This window comes from Pseudomonas sp. PGPPP4, assembly GCF_002256045.1.
Lineage (GTDB): Bacteria > Pseudomonadota > Gammaproteobacteria > Pseudomonadales > Pseudomonadaceae > Chryseomonas > Chryseomonas oryzihabitans.
Window position 1 is genome coordinate 40191 of the sequence record NZ_NKID01000009.1, and the last position, 17197, is coordinate 57387.

A 17197-nucleotide genomic window follows, 5' to 3' on the forward strand; every position below is an offset into this window, starting at 1 on the left:
GCTAGGCGTCCCAGCCGGGGGCGCTGTACCACGCATAACCGGCCGCATCCAGTTCCAGCCAGCGGCCCTGGTGGATGACCATCCGCGTCGCCACCTCCGGGCTGGCCAGACCGATGGCCACCAGCAGGCTGCGGATCAGGGCGCCATGGGCCACCAGCAGGGTAGGACCCTGGAGCTCCTCCAGCAGGGGGCGCACCCGTTCGGCGGCGTCGGCATAGCTTTCGCCACCAGGTACCCGAAAGGTATAGGGCTCGGCCATGCGCCGGGCATGCTGCTCGGGATAGCGCTGGGCGATGGTCGGCATGTCCAGGCCTTCCCAGTCGCCAAAGGCCTTTTCCGCCAGGCGCGCATCGCGGCCCAGACTGAGCGGCGCCCCGGGCAGCTGCGCCAGGATCAGATCGAGGGTTTCACTGGCGCGTTGCAGCGGACTGCTCAGGCAGGTGAAGCGAGAGATGTCGAGGCGTTCGCGCAGGGCCAGGCCCACGGCCTCGGCCTGGGCCCGGCCACGGGCGTTGAGCGGTATGTCCTGACGACCCTGCAGGCGGCCGCTGGCATTCCAGTCGGTTTCGCCGTGACGGATCACCAGCAAGGGAGCGGGGAAGGGCAAGGGCATCAGTCCAGGGCCGTGGGCAGGGTGAGAAGGAAACGCAGGCGGCCGTCTTCCAGTCGCGCGATCAGGCTGCCGCCATGGCCGCGGGCGACTTCCTGGGCGAGGTAGAGGCTCAACTCCAGGCGGGCGGGCTGTTCAGCTGTTGCCTGGCTCAGCGCCGGCTGGAACACCTGGCTCAGGCTGCCGGGATCCACCACGGCGGTGCTGCTTTCCACGGCCAGGCTGTAGCAGCGTTCCTGGATCAGGCCGCGCAACAGCAGCTTGCCGCCGGGGGGATTGCGGCAAGCGACCCACTCCAGCAACGCCCCCACGGCCTGCAGCAGGCGCGGCAGATCGAGGCGCAGCACGGCGGGTAGCTCCGGCAGCTCGCTGCCTAGGGTCTGGTCGGGAAAACGGGTCTGCAGCGTGGCGAGCAGGTCGGTCAGACGCTCGTTGACGCCCTCCACCAAGGTCAGTTTCAGCGGCAGGCCGTGGCCGAGACGCACACGGACGAAGTCGACGGCCGCAGCGCTGCGCTCGGCCAGGCGCCGGGCCTCGGCCTGCCAGGGCTCGGCCTCTGCGGCGCGCGTGGGCGGGTCCTGCGCGGCTAGCGCCTGCAGCGGACGCTGCAGGTCTTCTTCCAGCAGCACCAGCAGTTGCTCGCGCAGCGGCGTGAGATCGTGATCGCCGCGCGTGCCGGGGCTCGCCTCGCGGCGCTGTTCTTCCCGGGCGAGCAATTCCCCCAGCAGACGGGCGAAGCCGTCCAGGGTGTCGATCACCGGGCGCTGCTCCAGCCGCGGCGCGGGCTGGGGATCGAAGGCGCACAGCGTGCCGAAGAAGGTGCCATTGGGCCGGAACACCGGCACCGACAGATAGCTCTTCCAGCCGTAGAGGCCCGGCGCCGGATGGTCGCAGTAGGTGGGATTCTGGGCCACGTCGCTGATGATCACGGCGTCGTGGGAGGAGCGCACGTGGTTGCACAGGGTGGATTCGAGATCCAGTTCGGCGCCGGGTTGCAGGCCGAAGGCGATGCGATCCTCCACCGCGCAGGCGATCCAGCGCTGCTCGGTGACCTCGGCCACGGTGGCGACCCCGAGGCCGCTGATGTCGCAGACCACGCGCAGGAGCGCCGCGACGGAATCCAGGGACGCCAGCAGCTCGAGGCTTTCGACGGTGCTGGAGGGTTGGCTGGGCATGGCGCGGTAGTTCTCTGACGGACAGGCCCTGAACGCTAGGCCAAGAGACGGCGGAGAGCAACCGCCAGACCGCCGAGCCAACCGGGTAACCGGCCGATCGGCCGGGCTCGGCTAGCCGATCAGATCGGTGGCGTAGGCCAGCACCGTGAGGCAGAGCAGCAGCAACAGCAGGTTGGCCGGGGTAATGCTTTTCATCGGGGAGATCCTCTCACGCAAGGGCTGTTCCTTGTCCAGGTACGCCTGGGACTGCCGTGCCGGTGCTGGGGATCTCGGGGGGTGGAGCGGGTAGGTTCATCTCTGCGTCTCGATACTGCTGGCAAAGGACAGGAGTCGGAACGCCACTGTCGCCGTTCGTTCAGCCGCCGGCAGAGGAGGTGCGACATCTGGTCGAAGCGGCAGTGCGAGCGGTTCGCAGTTGCCAAGCGGCGGGCGAATGGGTAGCGTGGCGCCCCATGCGAACCTTCCTTTGCCCCATCAGCGCCTATTACTACTACCTGACCAATATCGGGTGGTAGGTACTGCGCTGCATGACCGAACCGCCCAGGGCGGCTCGGTCAAGGCAACTTCTCCCGGTCTCCCAGGCACCGTCCAGCCACAGGAGACCCCATGGACACCACCACGCAAGACCTGCTCGCCACCCTCGAAGCCCGCGGCTTCGTCCACCAGACCACTGACCGTGACGGCCTCGCCCGCGCCTTTGCCAGCGGCCCGGTGACCGGCTATCTCGGCTTCGACGCCACCGCCGACAGCCTCCACGTCGGCCATCTGCAGGGCCTGATGCTGATGCGCTGGCTGCAGCGCGCCGGCCATCCCATCCTGCTGCTGATCGGCGGCGCCACCACCCGCATCGGCGATCCCAGCTTTCGCGACAGCAGCCGCCCGGTGCTCACCGAAGGCCAGATCGCCCTGAACATGGCCGGTATCGCCAAGGCCTTCCACCGCTACCTGGAGGTCGGCGATGGCCACGGTCGCGCCCAGGTGGTGGACAACGCCGAATGGCTCGACGGCCTCGGCTACCTGAATTTCCTCGGCGCCGTGGGTCGACACTTTTCCATCAATCGACTGCTGACCTTCGATGCCATCAGGAATCGCCTTGATCGCGAGCACTCGCTGTCCTTCGAGGAATTCGGCTACACCCTGCTGCAGGCCTACGACTTCGTCGAGTTGTCGCGGCGCTATGGCTGCACCCTGCAACTGGGCGGCGCGGACCAGTGGGCCAACATCATCAATGGCGTGGAGCTGTCACGCCGGCAGGGCGGTCCCCGGCTCCATGGCCTGACCATGCCGTTGCTGGCCACCCGTGACGGCCGCAAGATGGGCAAGTCGGCCCAGGGCGCGGTCTGGCTCAACGAGGAGCGGCTGTCGGCCTTCGACTTCTGGCAATTCTGGCGCAACTGCGACGATGCCGACGTCGAGCGTTTCCTGGCGCTGTTTACCGAGCTGCCGCTGGACGAGGTACGGCGGCTGGCGGCCCTGGGCGGCGCGGAGATCAATCTGGCCAAGACCGTGCTGGCCAACGAGGCGACCCGCCTGGCCCACGGCGAGCAGGCCCAGCGTGCGGCCGAGGCGGCGGCCGCCGAGGTCTTCGCCGACCGGGACGGCGGTGGTCGCTTGCCGACGCTCGCCCTGAGCCGCCAGCAGCTCGAGGCGGGTGTCAGCCTGGTCGAGCTGCTGGTGCAGACCGGTGTGCAGCCGTCGCGCAGTGCGGTCCGCCGGCTGGCGGAAGGCGGGGGTTTGCGCCTGGACGAGCAGCCGGTACCCGATCCCGATGTGCGGCTCACGGCGGGCGACGTCGGTCGACGGGTAAGTCTGGGCAAGAAGCGGCATCTGCGCATCACAGCGGTGGACTGAGGAGAAGGCGATGAAGGTCTGGGTGATAGGCGCCTCGCGGGGCATAGGACTGGGGCTGGTCGAGCGCTACCTGGGTCGTGGCGACCAGGTGCTGGCGCTGGTACGAACACCGAATGCGGCGCTGGACGCCCTGGCGGCGACCGCCGCGGGGCGGCTGCGGGTGGTGACCGGCGATCTCTGCGATCCCGAGCTGGGCACGCGACTGCTGAGCGAAAGCCGCGATGAGTCGCTGGATCGGCTGATCGTCAATGCCGGCATCATGGGGCCGCACGAGGTGGAGGGGCAGCGGGCGACCGCCGCGGAGCTGGGCGAGCTATTCCTGACCAATGCCGTGGCGCCGCTGCGGCTGCTGGAGGCCCTGGCGCCGCGGATGGCTGCGGCGGGAGTGGCGGCCTGCCTGAGTTCGCAGATGGGTAGCGTCAGCCTGGCACGGGCCGCCGACATGCCGCTCTATGGCGCCAGCAAGGCGGCGCTCAACAGCCTGTTGCAGAGCTGGGTCGCCGGGCAGCAACCCGCCTTCGCCGTGCTGGCGCTGCACCCGGGTTGGGTGCGTACCGCCTTGGGCGGGGCCGGCGCGCCGGTCGAGGTGGCCGCTAGCGTTGCCGGTCTGGTAGCGACGATCGAGGCGCGGGCCGGCCAGCGCGGCTGTGCCTTTCTCGACTACCAGGGCCAGGCCCTGCCCTGGTGAGCAGGGGGCCGGATCGCTCAGTGCGGCTGAGCGATCCGGCCCTTGTCCGACCTCTGTCGAGGATCGAAGATGAGTCCATCATCCTGGAGAGCCCGCCCATGCGCATCGACGAGCACACCTTTCTGGTAACCGGCGCCGGATCCGGCCTTGGCGCCGCCACCGCCGCGGCGCTGATCGCGGCAGGCGCCCGGGTGGCGCTGCTGGATCTGCAGGCCGAGGCCGTGCAGGCCCAGGCCGAACGCCTCGGCGACCGGGCCCTGGCGCTCGCCGTGGACGTGACCGATGCCGAGGCCCTGAGCGCTGCCATGGATACCCTCCTGGCCCGCTGGGGCGGTCTGCAGGGGGCAATCAACTGCGCCGGCATCGTTGGCGGCGCACGCATCCTCGGGCGCAACGGCCCCCACGATCTCGCCGCCTTCGCGCGCATCATCAACGTCAACCTGGTGGGCAGCTTCAATGTGCTGCGCCTGGCCGCCGCGGCCATGGCCCAGGGCGAGGCCGATGCCGGCGGCGAACGCGGCGTGATCATCAACACCGCCTCCATCGCCGCCTTCGACGGCCAGATCGGCCAGGCCGCCTATGCCGCCTCCAAGGGGGGCGTCGCCGCGCTCACCCTGCCGGCGGCGCGCGAACTGGCCGGGCAGGGCATCCGGGTCATGACCATAGCGCCGGGTGTATTCGAGACGCCCATGATGGCCGGCATGACCCCCGAGGTGCGCGAGGCCCTGGCCGCCAACGTGCCCTTTCCGCCGCGCCTCGGTCGCGGCGAGGAATTCGCCGCCCTGGTCCGCCACATCATCGAGAATCCCATGCTCAACGGCGAGGTGATCCGTCTCGACGGTGCGCTGCGCATGGCCCCGCGCTAGGAGAGTTGTCATGAACGATCCCATTGTTATCGTCGCCGCCGCTCGCACCCCCATGGGCGCCCTGGGCGGCGAACTGGCGGCGCTGTCGGCGCCACAGCTGGGCAGCGCCGTGATCCGCGCCGTGCTGGAGCGGGGCGGTTGGTCGCCGGAGCGGGTCGACGAGGTGCTCATGGGCTGCGTGCTGCCCGCCGGCCTCGGCCAGGCACCGGCCCGCCAGGCGGCCCTTGGCGCCGGCCTGGACCAGAGCACGCGCTGTACCACCCTGAACAAGATGTGCGGTTCGGGCATGCAGGCGGCCATCCTCGGCCATGACCTGCTGCGCGCCGGCAGTGCCGTGGTGGTGGTGGCGGGCGGCATGGAAAGCATGAGTCGCGCGCCCTATCTGCTGGAAAAGGCCCGCAGCGGCTACCGCCTCGGCCACGGCGCCCTGATCGACAGCATGTTTCTCGACGGCCTGGAAGACGCCTACGAGCCCGGGCGCCTGATGGGCACCTTCGCCGAGGACTGCGCGGCGCGCCTGGGTATCGGCCGCGAGCGCCAGGATGCCTATGCCCAGCAGTCCCTCGCCCGGGCGCGCCAGGCGCAGGCCAGTGGCGCCTTCGTCGACGAGATCGTCGCGGTGGAGGTGGCGGGGCGCAAGGAAACCCTGAGCATCGACACCGATGAACAACCGCGCCGCGCCGATCCGGCACGCATTCCCTCCCTAAAGCCGGCTTTTCGCGAAGGCGGTACCGTCACCGCGGCCAACGCCAGCTCCATCTCGGATGGCGCCGCGGCATTGCTGCTTATGCGCGCCAGCACGGCGGCGCGCGAAGGGCTGACGCCGCTGGCGACGATCCGTGGCCATGCCGCCCATGCCGGCGCGCCGGGCGACTTTCCCACCGCGCCCATCGGCGCCATCCGCACCCTGCTCGCGCGCATCGACTGGCAGCTGAACGACGTCGACCTGTTCGAGATCAACGAAGCCTTCGCCGTGGTGGCCCTGGCCGCCCAGGATGCCCTGGGGCTGGACCCGGAGCGCCTGAACGTGCACGGTGGCGCCTGTGCCCTGGGCCATCCCATCGGCGCCTCCGGCGCGCGGATCCTGGTGACCCTGATCCAGGCGCTGCGCCAGCGCGGTCTGCGCCGGGGCGTGGCCGCCATCTGCATCGGCGGTGGCGAGGCCACGGCCATGGCGCTGGAACTCAACGACTAGACAAGGACAAGACCATGAGCGAACCCTCTGCCGAATCGACCCTGCTGCTGGAGATCGAGGCGCGCGTCGCCCTCATCACCCTCAACCGCCCCAAGGCGCTCAACGCCCTCAATGCCCAGCTGCTGCACGAGCTGGATGCCATGCTGGCACGCCTGGACGCCGATCCCGAGGTCGGTTGCGTGGTGCTCACCGGCTCGGCCAAGGCCTTCGCCGCCGGCGCCGATATCAAGGAAATGGCGGGGCAGGGCTATCCGCAGATCTACCTGGACGACTATTTCCGCGTCGCCGACCGCATCGCCGAGCGGCGCAAGCCGCTGATCGCCGCTGTGGCCGGCTACGCCCTGGGTGGTGGCTGCGAACTGGCGTTGCTGTGCGACTTCATCTATGCCGCCGACACCGCGCGCTTCGGCCTGCCGGAGATCACCCTGGGCGTCATTCCCGGCATCGGCGGTACCCAGCGTCTGACCCGCGCCCTGGGCAAGGCCAAGGCCATGGAACTGTGCCTGACCGGACGCCAGCTGCCCGCCGCCGAAGCCGAGCGCGCCGGCTTGGTCGCCCAGGTGTTTCCCGCCGACGAATTGCTGGAGCGCACCCTGGAAGCCGCCCGCGGCATCGCCAGTCGCTCGCTGCCGGCGACCCTGCTGCTCAAGGAGAGCGTCAATCGCGCCTTCGAGACCAGCCTGGCCGAGGGTATCCGCTTCGAGCGCCGGGTCTTCCATTCGCTGTTCGCCAGCGCCGACCAGAAGGAAGGCATGGCCGCCTTCGTCGAGAAGCGCCCGGCGAAGTTCGAGCATCGCTAGCCCGCGGCTCCGTGCGATCAACGTCCAACCCCTGGGAGCACCCGACTTTGTCAGTCGAAAATCTAAGCAAGCACTACCAGGCCTACCTCGACTGCCTCAATCGCCAGGCCTGGACGGAGCTTGGGCTTTATGTCGACGAAGCCGTCGAGCACAACGGCCGGCCCCTGGGATTGGCGGGCTACCAGGCCATGCTCGAAGGCGATCATGCCGCCATTCCCGATCTGCACTTCGCCGCGCGCTTGCTGGTGGTGGACGCGCCCTGGCTGGCCGCGCAACTGGACTTCGACTGCACGCCACGGGGCGAGCTGTTCGGGCTGGCGGTGAACGGACGGCGGGTGCGTTTCAGCGAGCACGTCTTCTATCGCTTCGAGAACGGGCGAATCCGTGAGGTGCGCTCGGTGATCGACACCGCCGCCATCGCTGCCCAGCTGGCCGAGGGCTAACCCGCTCGGGTCTGGCGCTGGCGATAGCCCAGGGGGCTCAAGCCCGTCCACTTGCGAAAGGCGCGCTGGAAGGAGCGGGGATCGGCGAAACCCAGACACAGGGCCAGCTCCTCCAGGGGCAGAGCGCCCTGATCCAGCTGGCGGCAGGCCAGGCGGCAGCGACGTTCGTCCTTGAGGCGCTGGTAGGTCTGGCCGCTCGCCGCCAGCTGGCGTCTCAGGGTCGCAGCCGAAAGACCCAGGGTCGCGGCCAGGCTGACGGCGTCCGGCCAGTCTTCCGGGGCACGACTGCGCAGCAGGGCGCGGATGCGGACGATCAGACTGGCGTCGTCGCGATAGTGCACCAGCAGATTGCCCGGTGCGGCGGCGATGAAGCGACGCGCATCCGCGGCACTGCGGCGGATCGGCAGGCCCAATACGGCGGCGTCCAGCCGCAGCCAGTCTTCGCCGTGGGCGAAGCTGAGGTGGGTGCCGAAGCGCTGGCGATAGTCGGCCAGCAGTTCCGCCGGCGGCTCCTGGGCGGTCAGGCGAATCTCCGCCAGTGGCAAGCGGCGGCCTACCAGCCAGCAGGCCAGGCCATGCAGGATCAGCCAGAGGGTAAAGACGGCAAAGCTACCCGGCAGGCTGCCGGGGGCCAGCCGCAGGGTCGCCTGCTCGCCATTGCGCTGCAGGCGCAGGTCGACGCCCAAGGTCAGGCGCAGGAAGTCGGCGCTCTGCCGCAGGGCGTCGCCCAGGGTCGGTTGCAGGCGGGTGCTCTGGCAGAGAAAGGCAAAGCTGCCGGCCGGGAGCGGGCGTGGGCCAAGGGCGAAGAACTCGTCATCGAAACGCCACGCCAGGCGATACCACAGCTGGCCGAACAGCGGCGCCGAGAGGCGCTCGCGGTCAAGCAGCAGCTCGGCTGGCTGGACGCCTTCGGCAGCGAGCAGGGCCTCCGGCGCCTGACCACTGCGCCGGCACAGCCCGGCCAGAGCTTCGTCGAGGATGCCCGGCGCCAGGCTGTCGCGCGGCAGGCCGGTCACAGATGCAGGGCCCGGCCCAGCGCCCGCAGCGCCGCTTCCTGCACCGCTTCGCCCAGGGTGGGGTGGGGGTGCAGGGTGGCGGCGACGTCTTCCAGTTGCATGCCCATTTCCAGGCTGTGGGAAAAGGCCGTGGCCAGTTCCGCCACCTGCTGCCCGGTGGCCTGCCAGCCAAGGATGCGATGGTCGTCCGCACGAGCCACCACCCGCACGAAGCCTTCCGGTGCCTCCAGGGTGAGGGCACGGCCATTGGCGGCGAAGGGGAAGCTGGCGACCTTGGTCTCCACCCCCTGGGCCTTGGCCTGCTCCGGGGTCAGGCCGACCACCACGATCTCCGGATCGGTGTAGCAGACCGCCGGGATGGCGACCGGCGCGAACCGCCGCCGCTTGCCGGCGATCAGCTCGGCCACCACCTCGCCCTGGGCCATGGCGCGATGGGCCAGCAGGGGCTCGCCGGTGAGATCACCGATGGCCCAGACGTCGGTCATGCTGGTACGGCAGCCGTCGTCGACGCGGATATAGCGGCCGTCGTAGTCCAGCGGCAGGCGCTCCAGGCCTTCGGTGCGGGGACGGCGACCGGCCGCCACCAGGATGCGCTGGGCCGGCAGGATCTGCTCCTCGCCGTCACCGCGGGTCATTCGCAGGCCAGCGCCGTCCGCGGCCAGACCGGCGACGGTGCAGCCCAGGTGGAACTCGATGCCCAGGCGTTCCAGCCGCTGGCGCAGCGGCGCCGTGAGCTCGGCATCGTAGCCGGGCAGCAGGCGCGATTGAGCCTCCACCACCGCGACCCGGGCGCCCAGCTTGCGATAGGCGATGCCCAGCTCCAGGCCGATATAGCCGGCGCCCACCACCACCAGATCCTCGGGAATCTCTGTAGGCGACAAGGCCTCGGTGGCCGAGATCACCGGGCCGCCGAAGGGCAGGCTGGGCAATTCCACCGAGGTGGAGCCCATGGCCAGCACCAGGTGTTCGGTACGGATGCGCAGCCGTTCGCCACCGGCGCGCTGCACCTCCACGGTCTTGCCATCGAGGATCTCGGCCCAGCCCTCGACCACCGTCACCCCCTGCTTCTTGAGCAGGGCGGCGACGCCGGTGGTGAGGCGATCGACGATGCCGTTCTTCCAGGCCACGGCCTGGCCAAGGTCCAGTTCCGGGCGGCCATGGCGGATACCAAGGGCGCCCTGGTCGGCGCGACCGCAGGCGCGATGGAATTCCTCGGCGACATGGATCATCGCCTTGGAGGGGATGCAGCCGACGTTGAGGCAGGTACCGCCAAGGGCGGCGCCCTCCACCAGGGTGGTGGCGATGCCCAGCTGAGCGGCGCGCAGGGCGGCGACATAACCGCCGGGGCCGCCGCCGATGATGAGGAGTCGGGTGTCCATGGCTACTCCAGGAAGAGGGTGGCGGGTTGTTCGAGCAGCTGGCGCACGGCCTGGATGAAGCTGGCGGCGTCCTGGCCATCGATCAGCCGGTGGTCGAAGGAAGCGGAGAGATTCATCAGCTTGCGCGGTACCACCAGCCCATGGCGGAAGGCCGGGCGCTCGACGATGCGATTGACGCCGATGATGGCCACTTCGGGATGGTTGATGATGGGCGTGGAGGCGATGCCCCCCAGCGGACCCAGGCTGCTGATGGTCAAGGTCGAGCCGGAGAGTTCGTCGCGACCGGCCTTGCCGCCGCGCACCGCGGTGGCCAGCCGGGCCACCTCCTGGGCGCAGCCCCAGAGATCCAGCGCCTCGGCATGGCGGACCACCGGCACCGCGAGCCCCTGTTCGCCCTGGGTGGCGATGCCCAGGTGCACCGCGCCATAGCGCGTCACGGTGCTGCTCTCTTCGTCGAAGCGCGCATTCATCTGCGGAAAGTCCCGCACCGCCACCACCAGGGCTCGCGCCAGGAAGGGCAGCAGGGTGAGGTGGGCACGACGACCCTGCCAGCGCTGATTGAGGGTGGCGCGCAGGGCTTCCAGCTCGGTGACATCCACCTCTTCCACATAGGTGAAGTGGGGGATATGCCGTTTGGCGGCCTGCATCTTCTCGGCGATCTTGCGTCTCAGGCCGATCAGCGGGATGCGCTCCTCGCCACTGCGTTTCGCCAGGCTACCGCCGCCGGTGGCGGGCGGCAAGCCGGCGCCGCGTTGCTGCACATAGGCCTCCAGATCGCCATGCAGGATGCGCCCGCCGTGACCGCTGCCGGTGACGAAGCGGAGTTCGATGCCCAGGTCCCAGGCGTGCTGGCGCACCGCGGGAGACGCCAGCGGCGGACTGCCGGGGGCCGGGCGGGAAGCTGGTCGGTCGTCCTCGCGCGGGACCTCCGCTTCCGGGCGTCGCGGGGCCGGGGCCGTCTCGGGCGTGGGCGCTTCCGCCTTCGGTGCTGGCGCCGGCGCGGCTGCCACCGGCGCGGGGCGACTGGTCTCGCGCAGATTGCCGTCGCCGGCCACCTCCAGGCGGATCAGCTCGGCGCCCACCGCCAGCACCTGACCGGGCTCGCCGCCCAGGGCGACCACCCGGCCCACCACCGGCGAGGGAATCTCCACCATGGCCTTGTCGGTCATGACGTCGGCCAGGGTCTGGTCTTCGCTGACCTCGTCGCCCACTGCCACGTACCACTTGACCAGTTCCACCTCGGCGATGCCTTCGCCGATGTCGGGCATCTTGATGACATGGGTACCCATCTCAGACCTCCATCACGCGCTTGAGCGCGGCGCCGACCCGGGACGGACCCGGGAAGTAGTCCCATTCCTGGGCGTGGGGATAGGGGGTATCCCAGCCGGTCACCCGCTCGATGGGCGCCTCCAGGCGATGGAAGCAGTGCTCCTGCATCAGGGACACCAGCTCGGCGCCATAGCCGCAGGTGCGGGTGGCTTCGTGGACCACCACGCAGCGACCGGTCTTGTTCACCGAATCGGTGAGGGTCTGCAGGTCCAGCGGCCAGAGGCTGCGAATGTCGATCACCTCGGCGTCGATGCCGGTCTCGGCGGCCGCCGCCAGGGCGACCCAGACGGTGGTGCCATAGGTCAGCACCGTGACCTGCTTGCCGGGACGGACCACCGCGGCGCGTTCCAGCTCGACCCGGTAGTAGCCGTCCGGCACGGCGCTGGCCGGATGGCCGGACCAGGGCGTCACCGGGCGGTCGTGATGGCCGTCAAAGGGGCCGTTGTAGAGGCGCTTGGGTTCGAGAAAGATCACCGGATCGTCGCTCTCGATGGAAGCGATCAGCAGGCCCTTGGCGTCATAGGGGTTGGAGGGCATCACGGTACGCAGGCCGCAAACCTGGGTGAACATGGCCTCGGGACTCTGGCTGTGGGTCTGGCCGCCATAGATGCCGCCGCCGCAGGGCATGCGGAACACCAGCGGCGAGGTGAACTGGCCCACCGAGCGATAGCGCAGGCGCGCCGCCTCGGAGACGATCTGGTCGATGGCCGGGTACACGTAGTCGGCGAACTGGATCTCCGCCACCGGTCGCAGGCCGTAGGCGCCCATGCCCACCGCGGCGCCGGCGATACCGTTCTCCGAGATGGGCGCGTCGAATACCCGCGAGGCGCCATACTTGGCCTGCAGGCCCTCGGTGCAGCGAAAGACGCCGCCGAAATAGCCGACGTCCTCGCCGAACACCACCACGTTGCTGTCGCGTTCGAGCATCACGTCCATGGCCGAGCGGATGGCCTGGATCATGGTCAGGGTGCTGCGGCTGCCGGCCTGGGTCGGCAGGTCGGTTTCCTGTTGTACGGTCATGGCGTCACTTCCCGAGCTGTTGGCGTTGGCGGCGCAGGTGCGGCGGCAGGTCCTGATAGACCTCCTCGAACATGTCGGCGGCGCTGGGGGCGAGATCGCTGGCGAAGGTGCCGTGGGCTTCGGCGGCCTTCTGGGCAGCGGCCACCTCGGCTTCCAGCTCGGCGCTCAGCGCCTGGTGCTGTTCGTCCGACCAGAGGCCACGACCGATCAGGTGTGCTTTAAGCCGGTCGATGGGATCGCCCAGGGGGAAGTGCGTCCAGTCGTCGGCGGGACGGTATTTGGACGGGTCGTCCGAGGTGGAGTGGGGGCCGGCGCGATAGGTCACCCACTCGATCAGGGTCGGCCCCAGGTTGCGCCGGGCGCGTTCGGCGGCCCAGCGCGAGGCGGCCAGTACGGCGAGGAAGTCATTGCCATCCACCCGCAGGGCGGCGATGCCATAGCCGAGGCCGCGGGTGGCCAGGGTGATGCCCTCGCCGCCGGCGATGGCCTGGAAGGTGGAAATGGCCCACTGGTTATTGACGATGTTGAGGATCACCGGCGCCCGGTAGACGTGGGCGAAGGTGAGGGCGGCGTGGAAATCGCCTTCGGCGGTGGCGCCGTCGCCGATCCAGCCCGCGGCGATGCGGGTGTCGCCCTTGATCGCCGACGCCATGGCCCAGCCCACCGCCTGGATGTACTGGGTGCCCAGGTTGCCGGAGATGGAAAAGAAGCCGAGGTCGCGGTAGGAGTACATCACCGGCAGCTGGCGACCCTTGAGCGGATCCCGGGCGTTGGACAGCAGCTGGCAGATCATCTCGTCCAGCGGCGCCTCGCGGGCGATGAGGATGCCCTGCTGGCGATAGGTGGGGAAATGCATGTCGTCCGGGCGCAAGGCCAGGGTCTGGCCGACGGCGATGGCTTCCTCGCCCAGGCACTGCATATAGAAGGACAGCTTCTTCTGCCGCTGGGCCTTGAGCATCCGCGCATCGAACAGCCGGGTCTTGAGCATGGCCCTGAGGCCCTGCAGCAGCAATTCGGGCGCTTCTTCGGTGGCCCAGGGGCCGACGGCGCGACCCTCTTCGTCAAGGATGCGGATCAGCTGGGTCGCCAGCTCGCGGGTATCCACCGGTGCCACGTCGATGGGCGGCTTTTCCGCACTGCCGGCGGGGCAGAGTTGCAGGTAGCTGAAGTCGGTGGGACGTCCCGGTCGGCCGCTGGGTTCGGGAACGTGCAGGCGCAGGGGTGGATGGTCGCTCATGGCCGCCCCTCCTGGTGGAAGAGGGTGCGGGCGGGTCGCAGGACGGGTTGGCCGTCCGGATGCGATGCAGGGTGCCACATGGTGGAGGCCTCGGCATTCTTGTTATTGGTCGCCTGAGTATAGGCCGGCATGGCTAGCCGTTTTGCCGCAATTTCGGGGTGGGCAGTCTGGCCTTTTGGTGCTATTGAACTTCGTACAAGAACAACAGTGGAGGTTTTGCACCATGGCTGGTCTGGACCGTATCGACCTGCGCATCCTCAACGCCCTGTCCGCCGACGGCCGCCTGAGCTGGCGCGATCTGGCGCAGAAGATCGGGCTGTCGCTGACCCCGACGCTACGGCGGGTCAAGCGGCTGGAGGAGGAGCGTTACATCCAGGGCTATCACGCCCAGCTCGATGAGACTCGGCTGGCCGGCAGTGTCAGCGTCTTCGTGTCGGTGCGCCTGGAAAAGCAGTCCACCGACTACCTGCGCGCCTTCGAACGGGAGATCGTCAAAGCGCCCCAGGTGATGAGCTGTTTCCAGATGACCGGAGATGCCGACTATGTGCTGCGGGTGGTGGTGCAGGATCTCGCGGCCTACCAGCACTTTCTCGCCGAGACCCTGACCTGCATTCCCGGGGTGGCCAGCGTGACCTCGGCCTTTTCGCTCAAGGCCGTGCTGTTGCGCCCGGCGCCGCCGCTCTGAGGCGCGCGTGACGACTAACGGATACCGAGGGAAGTGCGGACCTGCTGTGCCTGGGCAGCGCAATAGGCGCGGTCGCGCAGGCGGGCGGTATCCAGCATCAGGGTCAGGCGACGTTCGCTGGCGGGACGACAGACTCGCACCGGCAGACCGCCATCCGGAGCCAGGGGACCGAACAGGCAGTCTATGTTGGGCAGTTGCGCAGCGAAGGTGTAGGTGAGGGCGAGCATGAAGAGCGTCCGGAGGGTCGAGGTGGCGATGTGACACTATTCACATCGCCGAGGTTCCTCAACCTCTAGGCGCTGGGCGTAACCGAATAGGCGACGCCATTCACGGCATCGATCAATTGACCGATCGACCAGGGCTTGGGCAGGAAGCGCACCTGGCACTTGATGCTTGCAGTGGAGGGGGTTTCGTAGCCGGACATGACAATAATCGGCATGTCTGGCCAGCGCTTGCAGACCATATTTGCCAGCTGCGCCCCGTCCATCGAACCCGGCATACGGATATCCGTCAGCAGCAGGTCGATGTTGGCGTCTTCCTTTTCCAACAGCGTCAACGCGGTGTCGGCGGAGTCAGCGGCGATGATGTTGAAGCCTTCGGGCTCGAGGATCTCGCGGACGAAATCCGCGACCAGTGGCTCGTCGTCCACCACCAGGAGAGTGGGTCGGAAGACAGGGGTTCCCGGCTGTTCTGCGCGCATGACTGGACCTTATATACAAGACGTTGCTGAGCCTTGGATAGCCACGACCCGGGAAAATTCCCCAGGCCATGTGCCACTAAATCTGGCGTCAGATTTCTGTCTTCTCGCCGTGATTATTTTGTCGCGTGCAGCTTTCCGGGGGTGTGACCCTATGTCACGCACATTTGGTTACGTTTCCCGCAAAGGCTCTACAACGGTGATTTGCGATAAACCGTAGGCGCCTCGGACCGTCGTTACAGCGAAAGGTTTCAGCTACCTGGCATATGACTTGTATCGGGTAAGGCAACTGCAGGACGCAGGGTACTTTTTTGTCACGTCCCAGTGGCCTTACCTAAACCCAGGCTTTGCTCGTACACAAAGGACATCGACGCCACGCCTCCCAAAGCAGTATCTGTCCATGACGCCTATCCGCTCCCTCGCTACCGCCCTTCGTCGTCCGCTCGCCGCGGCCGCCACCGTTCTCGCGCTGTCCGCTGGCGTTGCCCAGGCCGAGCCTGTCAGCCTGGTCGGTCTGAATTTGTCGGGTGCGGGCTTCGCGCCCCAGGTGCTGCCCGGCATCAATGGCACCAACTACATCTTCCCGGTGGAGGCCTACTTCCAGCAGTGGAGCGCGCGGGGCGTCAAACTGATCCGTTTCCCCATCATCTGGGAGCGCCTGCAACCCAAGCTGGGCGGCCCGCTGGACAGTGCCTACGTCGCCCTGGTGAACCAGACCTTCGGCTATGCGCAAAAGCACGGCATCAAGATCATCCTCGACCTGCACAACTATGCCCGCTATCGCGGTCAGGTGATCGGCACCAGCGGCGTCCCCTATGCCCGCTATCAGGAGATCATGACGCACATCGCGCGGCAGTGGAGCGGCCAGTCCTCGCTGTACGCCTACGACATCATGAACGAGCCCCACGATGCCATGGCCTACTGGCCGACCGCGGCCCAGTACGGCATCAATGGCGTACGCGCGGTGGACAGCACCCGTCCGGTCATCGTCGAAGGCAACGGCTGGTCGAGCGCCACCCGCTGGGCCGAGTTCAACGATGCCCTGCTGGGGCTGAAGGATCCGGCCAACAACATCATCTTCTCGGCGCATTCCTACTTCGACGAGAACGCCGGCGGCAGCTACGACAAGACCGACGTCAACAAGCTCGACGCCAACTATGGCGTGACCCGGGTGAAGCCCTTCGTCGACTGGCTGAAGAAGAACGGCAAGCGCGGCTATATCGGTGAATTCGGCGTACCGGACAACAATCCGCGCTGGAACCTGCTGATGGACAACATGCTGGCCTACCTCAAGCAGAACTGCATCCCGGCCTCCTACTGGGCCGCAGGTCCGGGCTGGGGCAGCTACTTCATGTCGGTGGAGCCGATCAATGGCCAGGAGCGGCCGCAGTGGCCGACCCTGCGCAAGTACCTGGACGACAGCAGCTGCACCGCCATCGGCCCGATCGCCAGCGGCAGCACCACCCCGGCTAACGGTGGTGGCACGGCCGGCAACAGCGGTTCGGCTGGCGGTAGTGCCGGCGCCGTGGGCAATTCCGGCAGCGGCAGCAGCGCCGGCAACACCGGAAACGCAGGCAGTAATGCAGGCGTTCAGGTGCCGCCGAGCAATGGCGCGACCGCAGGCACGGTTACCTCGGTGATCAACGACTTCACCAACTCGGACTGGCACAAGGGGGTGTTTCTCAAGAAGGCCGCCGTCTCGGTACCCGGGACCGCGGTGAATCGCGCCGCCTTCAAGGCCGGTGCCTACCTGACCACCGCGGATGGCCAGGTGCGGCGGATCTCCTCGGTGCAGGCCGGCAACAGCCTGGGGGTCTTCACCGAGGGCACGCCCTTCAACGGCAACGCCGTGGGCTATCCCAAGACCGTGACCGTGTCGCCCACCGGCGTGACCAGCGCCGCCAGCGTCAGCAGCGCCATCAACGACTTCACCAATGCCGACTGGAATCGCGGTGTCTACCGTCGCGCCGCGGCCATCTCCATCCCGGCCACCGCGGCCAATCGCTCGGCCTTCAAGCTGGGTGGCTCGGTACGCCTGGTCAATGGCCAGATCCTCAAGATCAGCTATGTGCAGGATGGCGCCAACAACCTGGGGGTGTTCTTCGACGCCAGCCGCCTCGATGCCAGCGTCGGCTACCCCAACACCCTGGTGTCCTTCAGCCGCTGATCCCCGGATCGGGCAAGGAAAAACCCGGTGGCCAAAGGT

Annotated in this window: 17 protein-coding genes; 8 read left to right on the forward strand and 9 right to left on the reverse strand. The window is 68.3% G+C overall.

All coding sequences use genetic code 11. The features are described 5' to 3' along the window. Position 1 precedes the first annotated feature (1 nt). Entirely contained in the window at positions 2-613 is a 612-nt protein-coding gene (locus tag CFE50_RS16380) for a histidine phosphatase family protein (RefSeq protein WP_286735001.1), read from the reverse strand. Next, complete coding sequence (locus CFE50_RS16385) at positions 613-1785, reverse strand: sensor histidine kinase (RefSeq protein WP_286735003.1); 1173 nt, start codon at positions 1783-1785, stop codon at positions 613-615. Before CFE50_RS16385 ends, CFE50_RS16380 begins: the two co-directional genes overlap by 1 nt. 606 nt (positions 1786-2391) lie before the next feature. Here CFE50_RS16385 and tyrS point away from each other — a divergent pair. The 6 genes from tyrS to CFE50_RS16415 all read left to right on the forward strand — a co-directional run bounded on the left by tyrS (position 2392) and on the right by CFE50_RS16415 (position 7628). Beyond that, complete coding sequence (gene tyrS, locus CFE50_RS16390) at positions 2392-3636, forward strand: tyrosine--tRNA ligase (RefSeq protein ID WP_286735006.1); 1245 nt, start codon at positions 2392-2394, stop codon at positions 3634-3636. A 10-nt stretch (positions 3637-3646) separates the two neighbouring features. Then, positions 3647-4324: an SDR family NAD(P)-dependent oxidoreductase gene (locus tag CFE50_RS16395; RefSeq protein WP_169854257.1), complete on the forward strand. Its 678-nt coding sequence runs from the start codon at positions 3647-3649 to the stop codon at positions 4322-4324. A 98-nt stretch (positions 4325-4422) separates the two neighbouring features. Beyond that, positions 4423-5190 carry an SDR family NAD(P)-dependent oxidoreductase gene (locus tag CFE50_RS16400; RefSeq protein WP_027597687.1) on the forward strand — a complete coding sequence of 256 codons (768 nt, stop codon included), beginning with the start codon at positions 4423-4425 and terminating at the stop codon, positions 5188-5190. A gap of 10 nt (positions 5191-5200) precedes the next feature. Further along, positions 5201-6385: an acetyl-CoA C-acyltransferase gene (locus CFE50_RS16405; RefSeq protein WP_286735012.1), complete on the forward strand. Its 1185-nt coding sequence runs from the start codon at positions 5201-5203 to the stop codon at positions 6383-6385. Positions 6386-6399: 14 nt separating this feature from the next. Continuing rightward, a complete protein-coding gene (locus tag CFE50_RS16410) occupies positions 6400-7185 on the forward strand; it encodes an enoyl-CoA hydratase (RefSeq protein ID WP_007162199.1) in 786 nt (261 codons plus the stop codon). A gap of 47 nt (positions 7186-7232) precedes the next feature. Continuing rightward, on the forward strand, positions 7233-7628 hold the full coding sequence (locus CFE50_RS16415; RefSeq protein ID WP_286735015.1) for an ester cyclase: 396 nt from the start codon (positions 7233-7235) through the stop codon (positions 7626-7628). Here CFE50_RS16415 and CFE50_RS16420 read toward each other — a convergent pair. The 5 genes from CFE50_RS16420 to CFE50_RS16440 are packed head-to-tail and all read right to left on the reverse strand — an operon-like array spanning position 7625 to position 13609. Then, positions 7625-8644 carry an AraC family transcriptional regulator gene (locus tag CFE50_RS16420; protein WP_286735017.1) on the reverse strand — a complete coding sequence of 340 codons (1020 nt, stop codon included), beginning with the start codon at positions 8642-8644 and terminating at the stop codon, positions 7625-7627. The two genes, CFE50_RS16415 and CFE50_RS16420, sit on opposite strands and share 4 nt — an antisense overlap. Then, on the reverse strand, positions 8641-10023 hold the full coding sequence (gene lpdA / locus CFE50_RS16425; protein ID WP_286735018.1) for a dihydrolipoyl dehydrogenase: 1383 nt from the start codon (positions 10021-10023) through the stop codon (positions 8641-8643). The genes CFE50_RS16420 and lpdA overlap by 4 nt, the downstream gene beginning before the upstream one ends. A gap of 2 nt (positions 10024-10025) precedes the next feature. Then, positions 10026-11312, reverse strand: a complete 1287-nt coding sequence (locus CFE50_RS16430) for a dihydrolipoamide acetyltransferase family protein (protein ID WP_286735019.1) — start codon at positions 11310-11312, stop codon at positions 10026-10028. A gap of 1 nt (position 11313) precedes the next feature. Then, positions 11314-12372 carry an alpha-ketoacid dehydrogenase subunit beta gene (locus CFE50_RS16435; protein ID WP_007162204.1) on the reverse strand — a complete coding sequence of 353 codons (1059 nt, stop codon included), beginning with the start codon at positions 12370-12372 and terminating at the stop codon, positions 11314-11316. Between the two features lie 4 nt (positions 12373-12376). Next, a complete protein-coding gene (locus tag CFE50_RS16440; protein WP_286735022.1) occupies positions 12377-13609 on the reverse strand; it encodes a thiamine pyrophosphate-dependent enzyme in 1233 nt (410 codons plus the stop codon). Between the two features lie 223 nt (positions 13610-13832). Between CFE50_RS16440 and CFE50_RS16445 the strand changes: the two genes are divergently transcribed. Continuing rightward, positions 13833-14294, forward strand: coding sequence for an Lrp/AsnC family transcriptional regulator (locus tag CFE50_RS16445; RefSeq protein WP_027597697.1), 462 nt, complete (start codon positions 13833-13835; stop codon positions 14292-14294). Between the two features lie 14 nt (positions 14295-14308). Here the strand turns inward: CFE50_RS16445 and CFE50_RS16450 are convergent, their stop codons facing one another. Next, the gene (locus CFE50_RS16450; protein ID WP_241809052.1) at positions 14309-14521 is read right to left on the reverse strand and encodes a hypothetical protein; all 213 of its coding nucleotides are present in this window, start codon (positions 14519-14521) and stop codon (positions 14309-14311) included. Positions 14522-14586: 65 nt separating this feature from the next. Then, the gene (locus tag CFE50_RS16455) at positions 14587-14994 is read right to left on the reverse strand and encodes a response regulator (protein ID WP_133859315.1); all 408 of its coding nucleotides are present in this window, start codon (positions 14992-14994) and stop codon (positions 14587-14589) included. A gap of 397 nt (positions 14995-15391) precedes the next feature. Between CFE50_RS16455 and CFE50_RS16460 the strand changes: the two genes are divergently transcribed. Then, positions 15392-17158 (forward strand): glycoside hydrolase family 5 protein, encoded by a 1767-nt coding sequence (locus tag CFE50_RS16460; RefSeq protein ID WP_241809054.1) that lies wholly within the window; start codon positions 15392-15394, stop codon positions 17156-17158. The last annotated feature ends 39 nt before the right edge of the window (positions 17159-17197 follow it).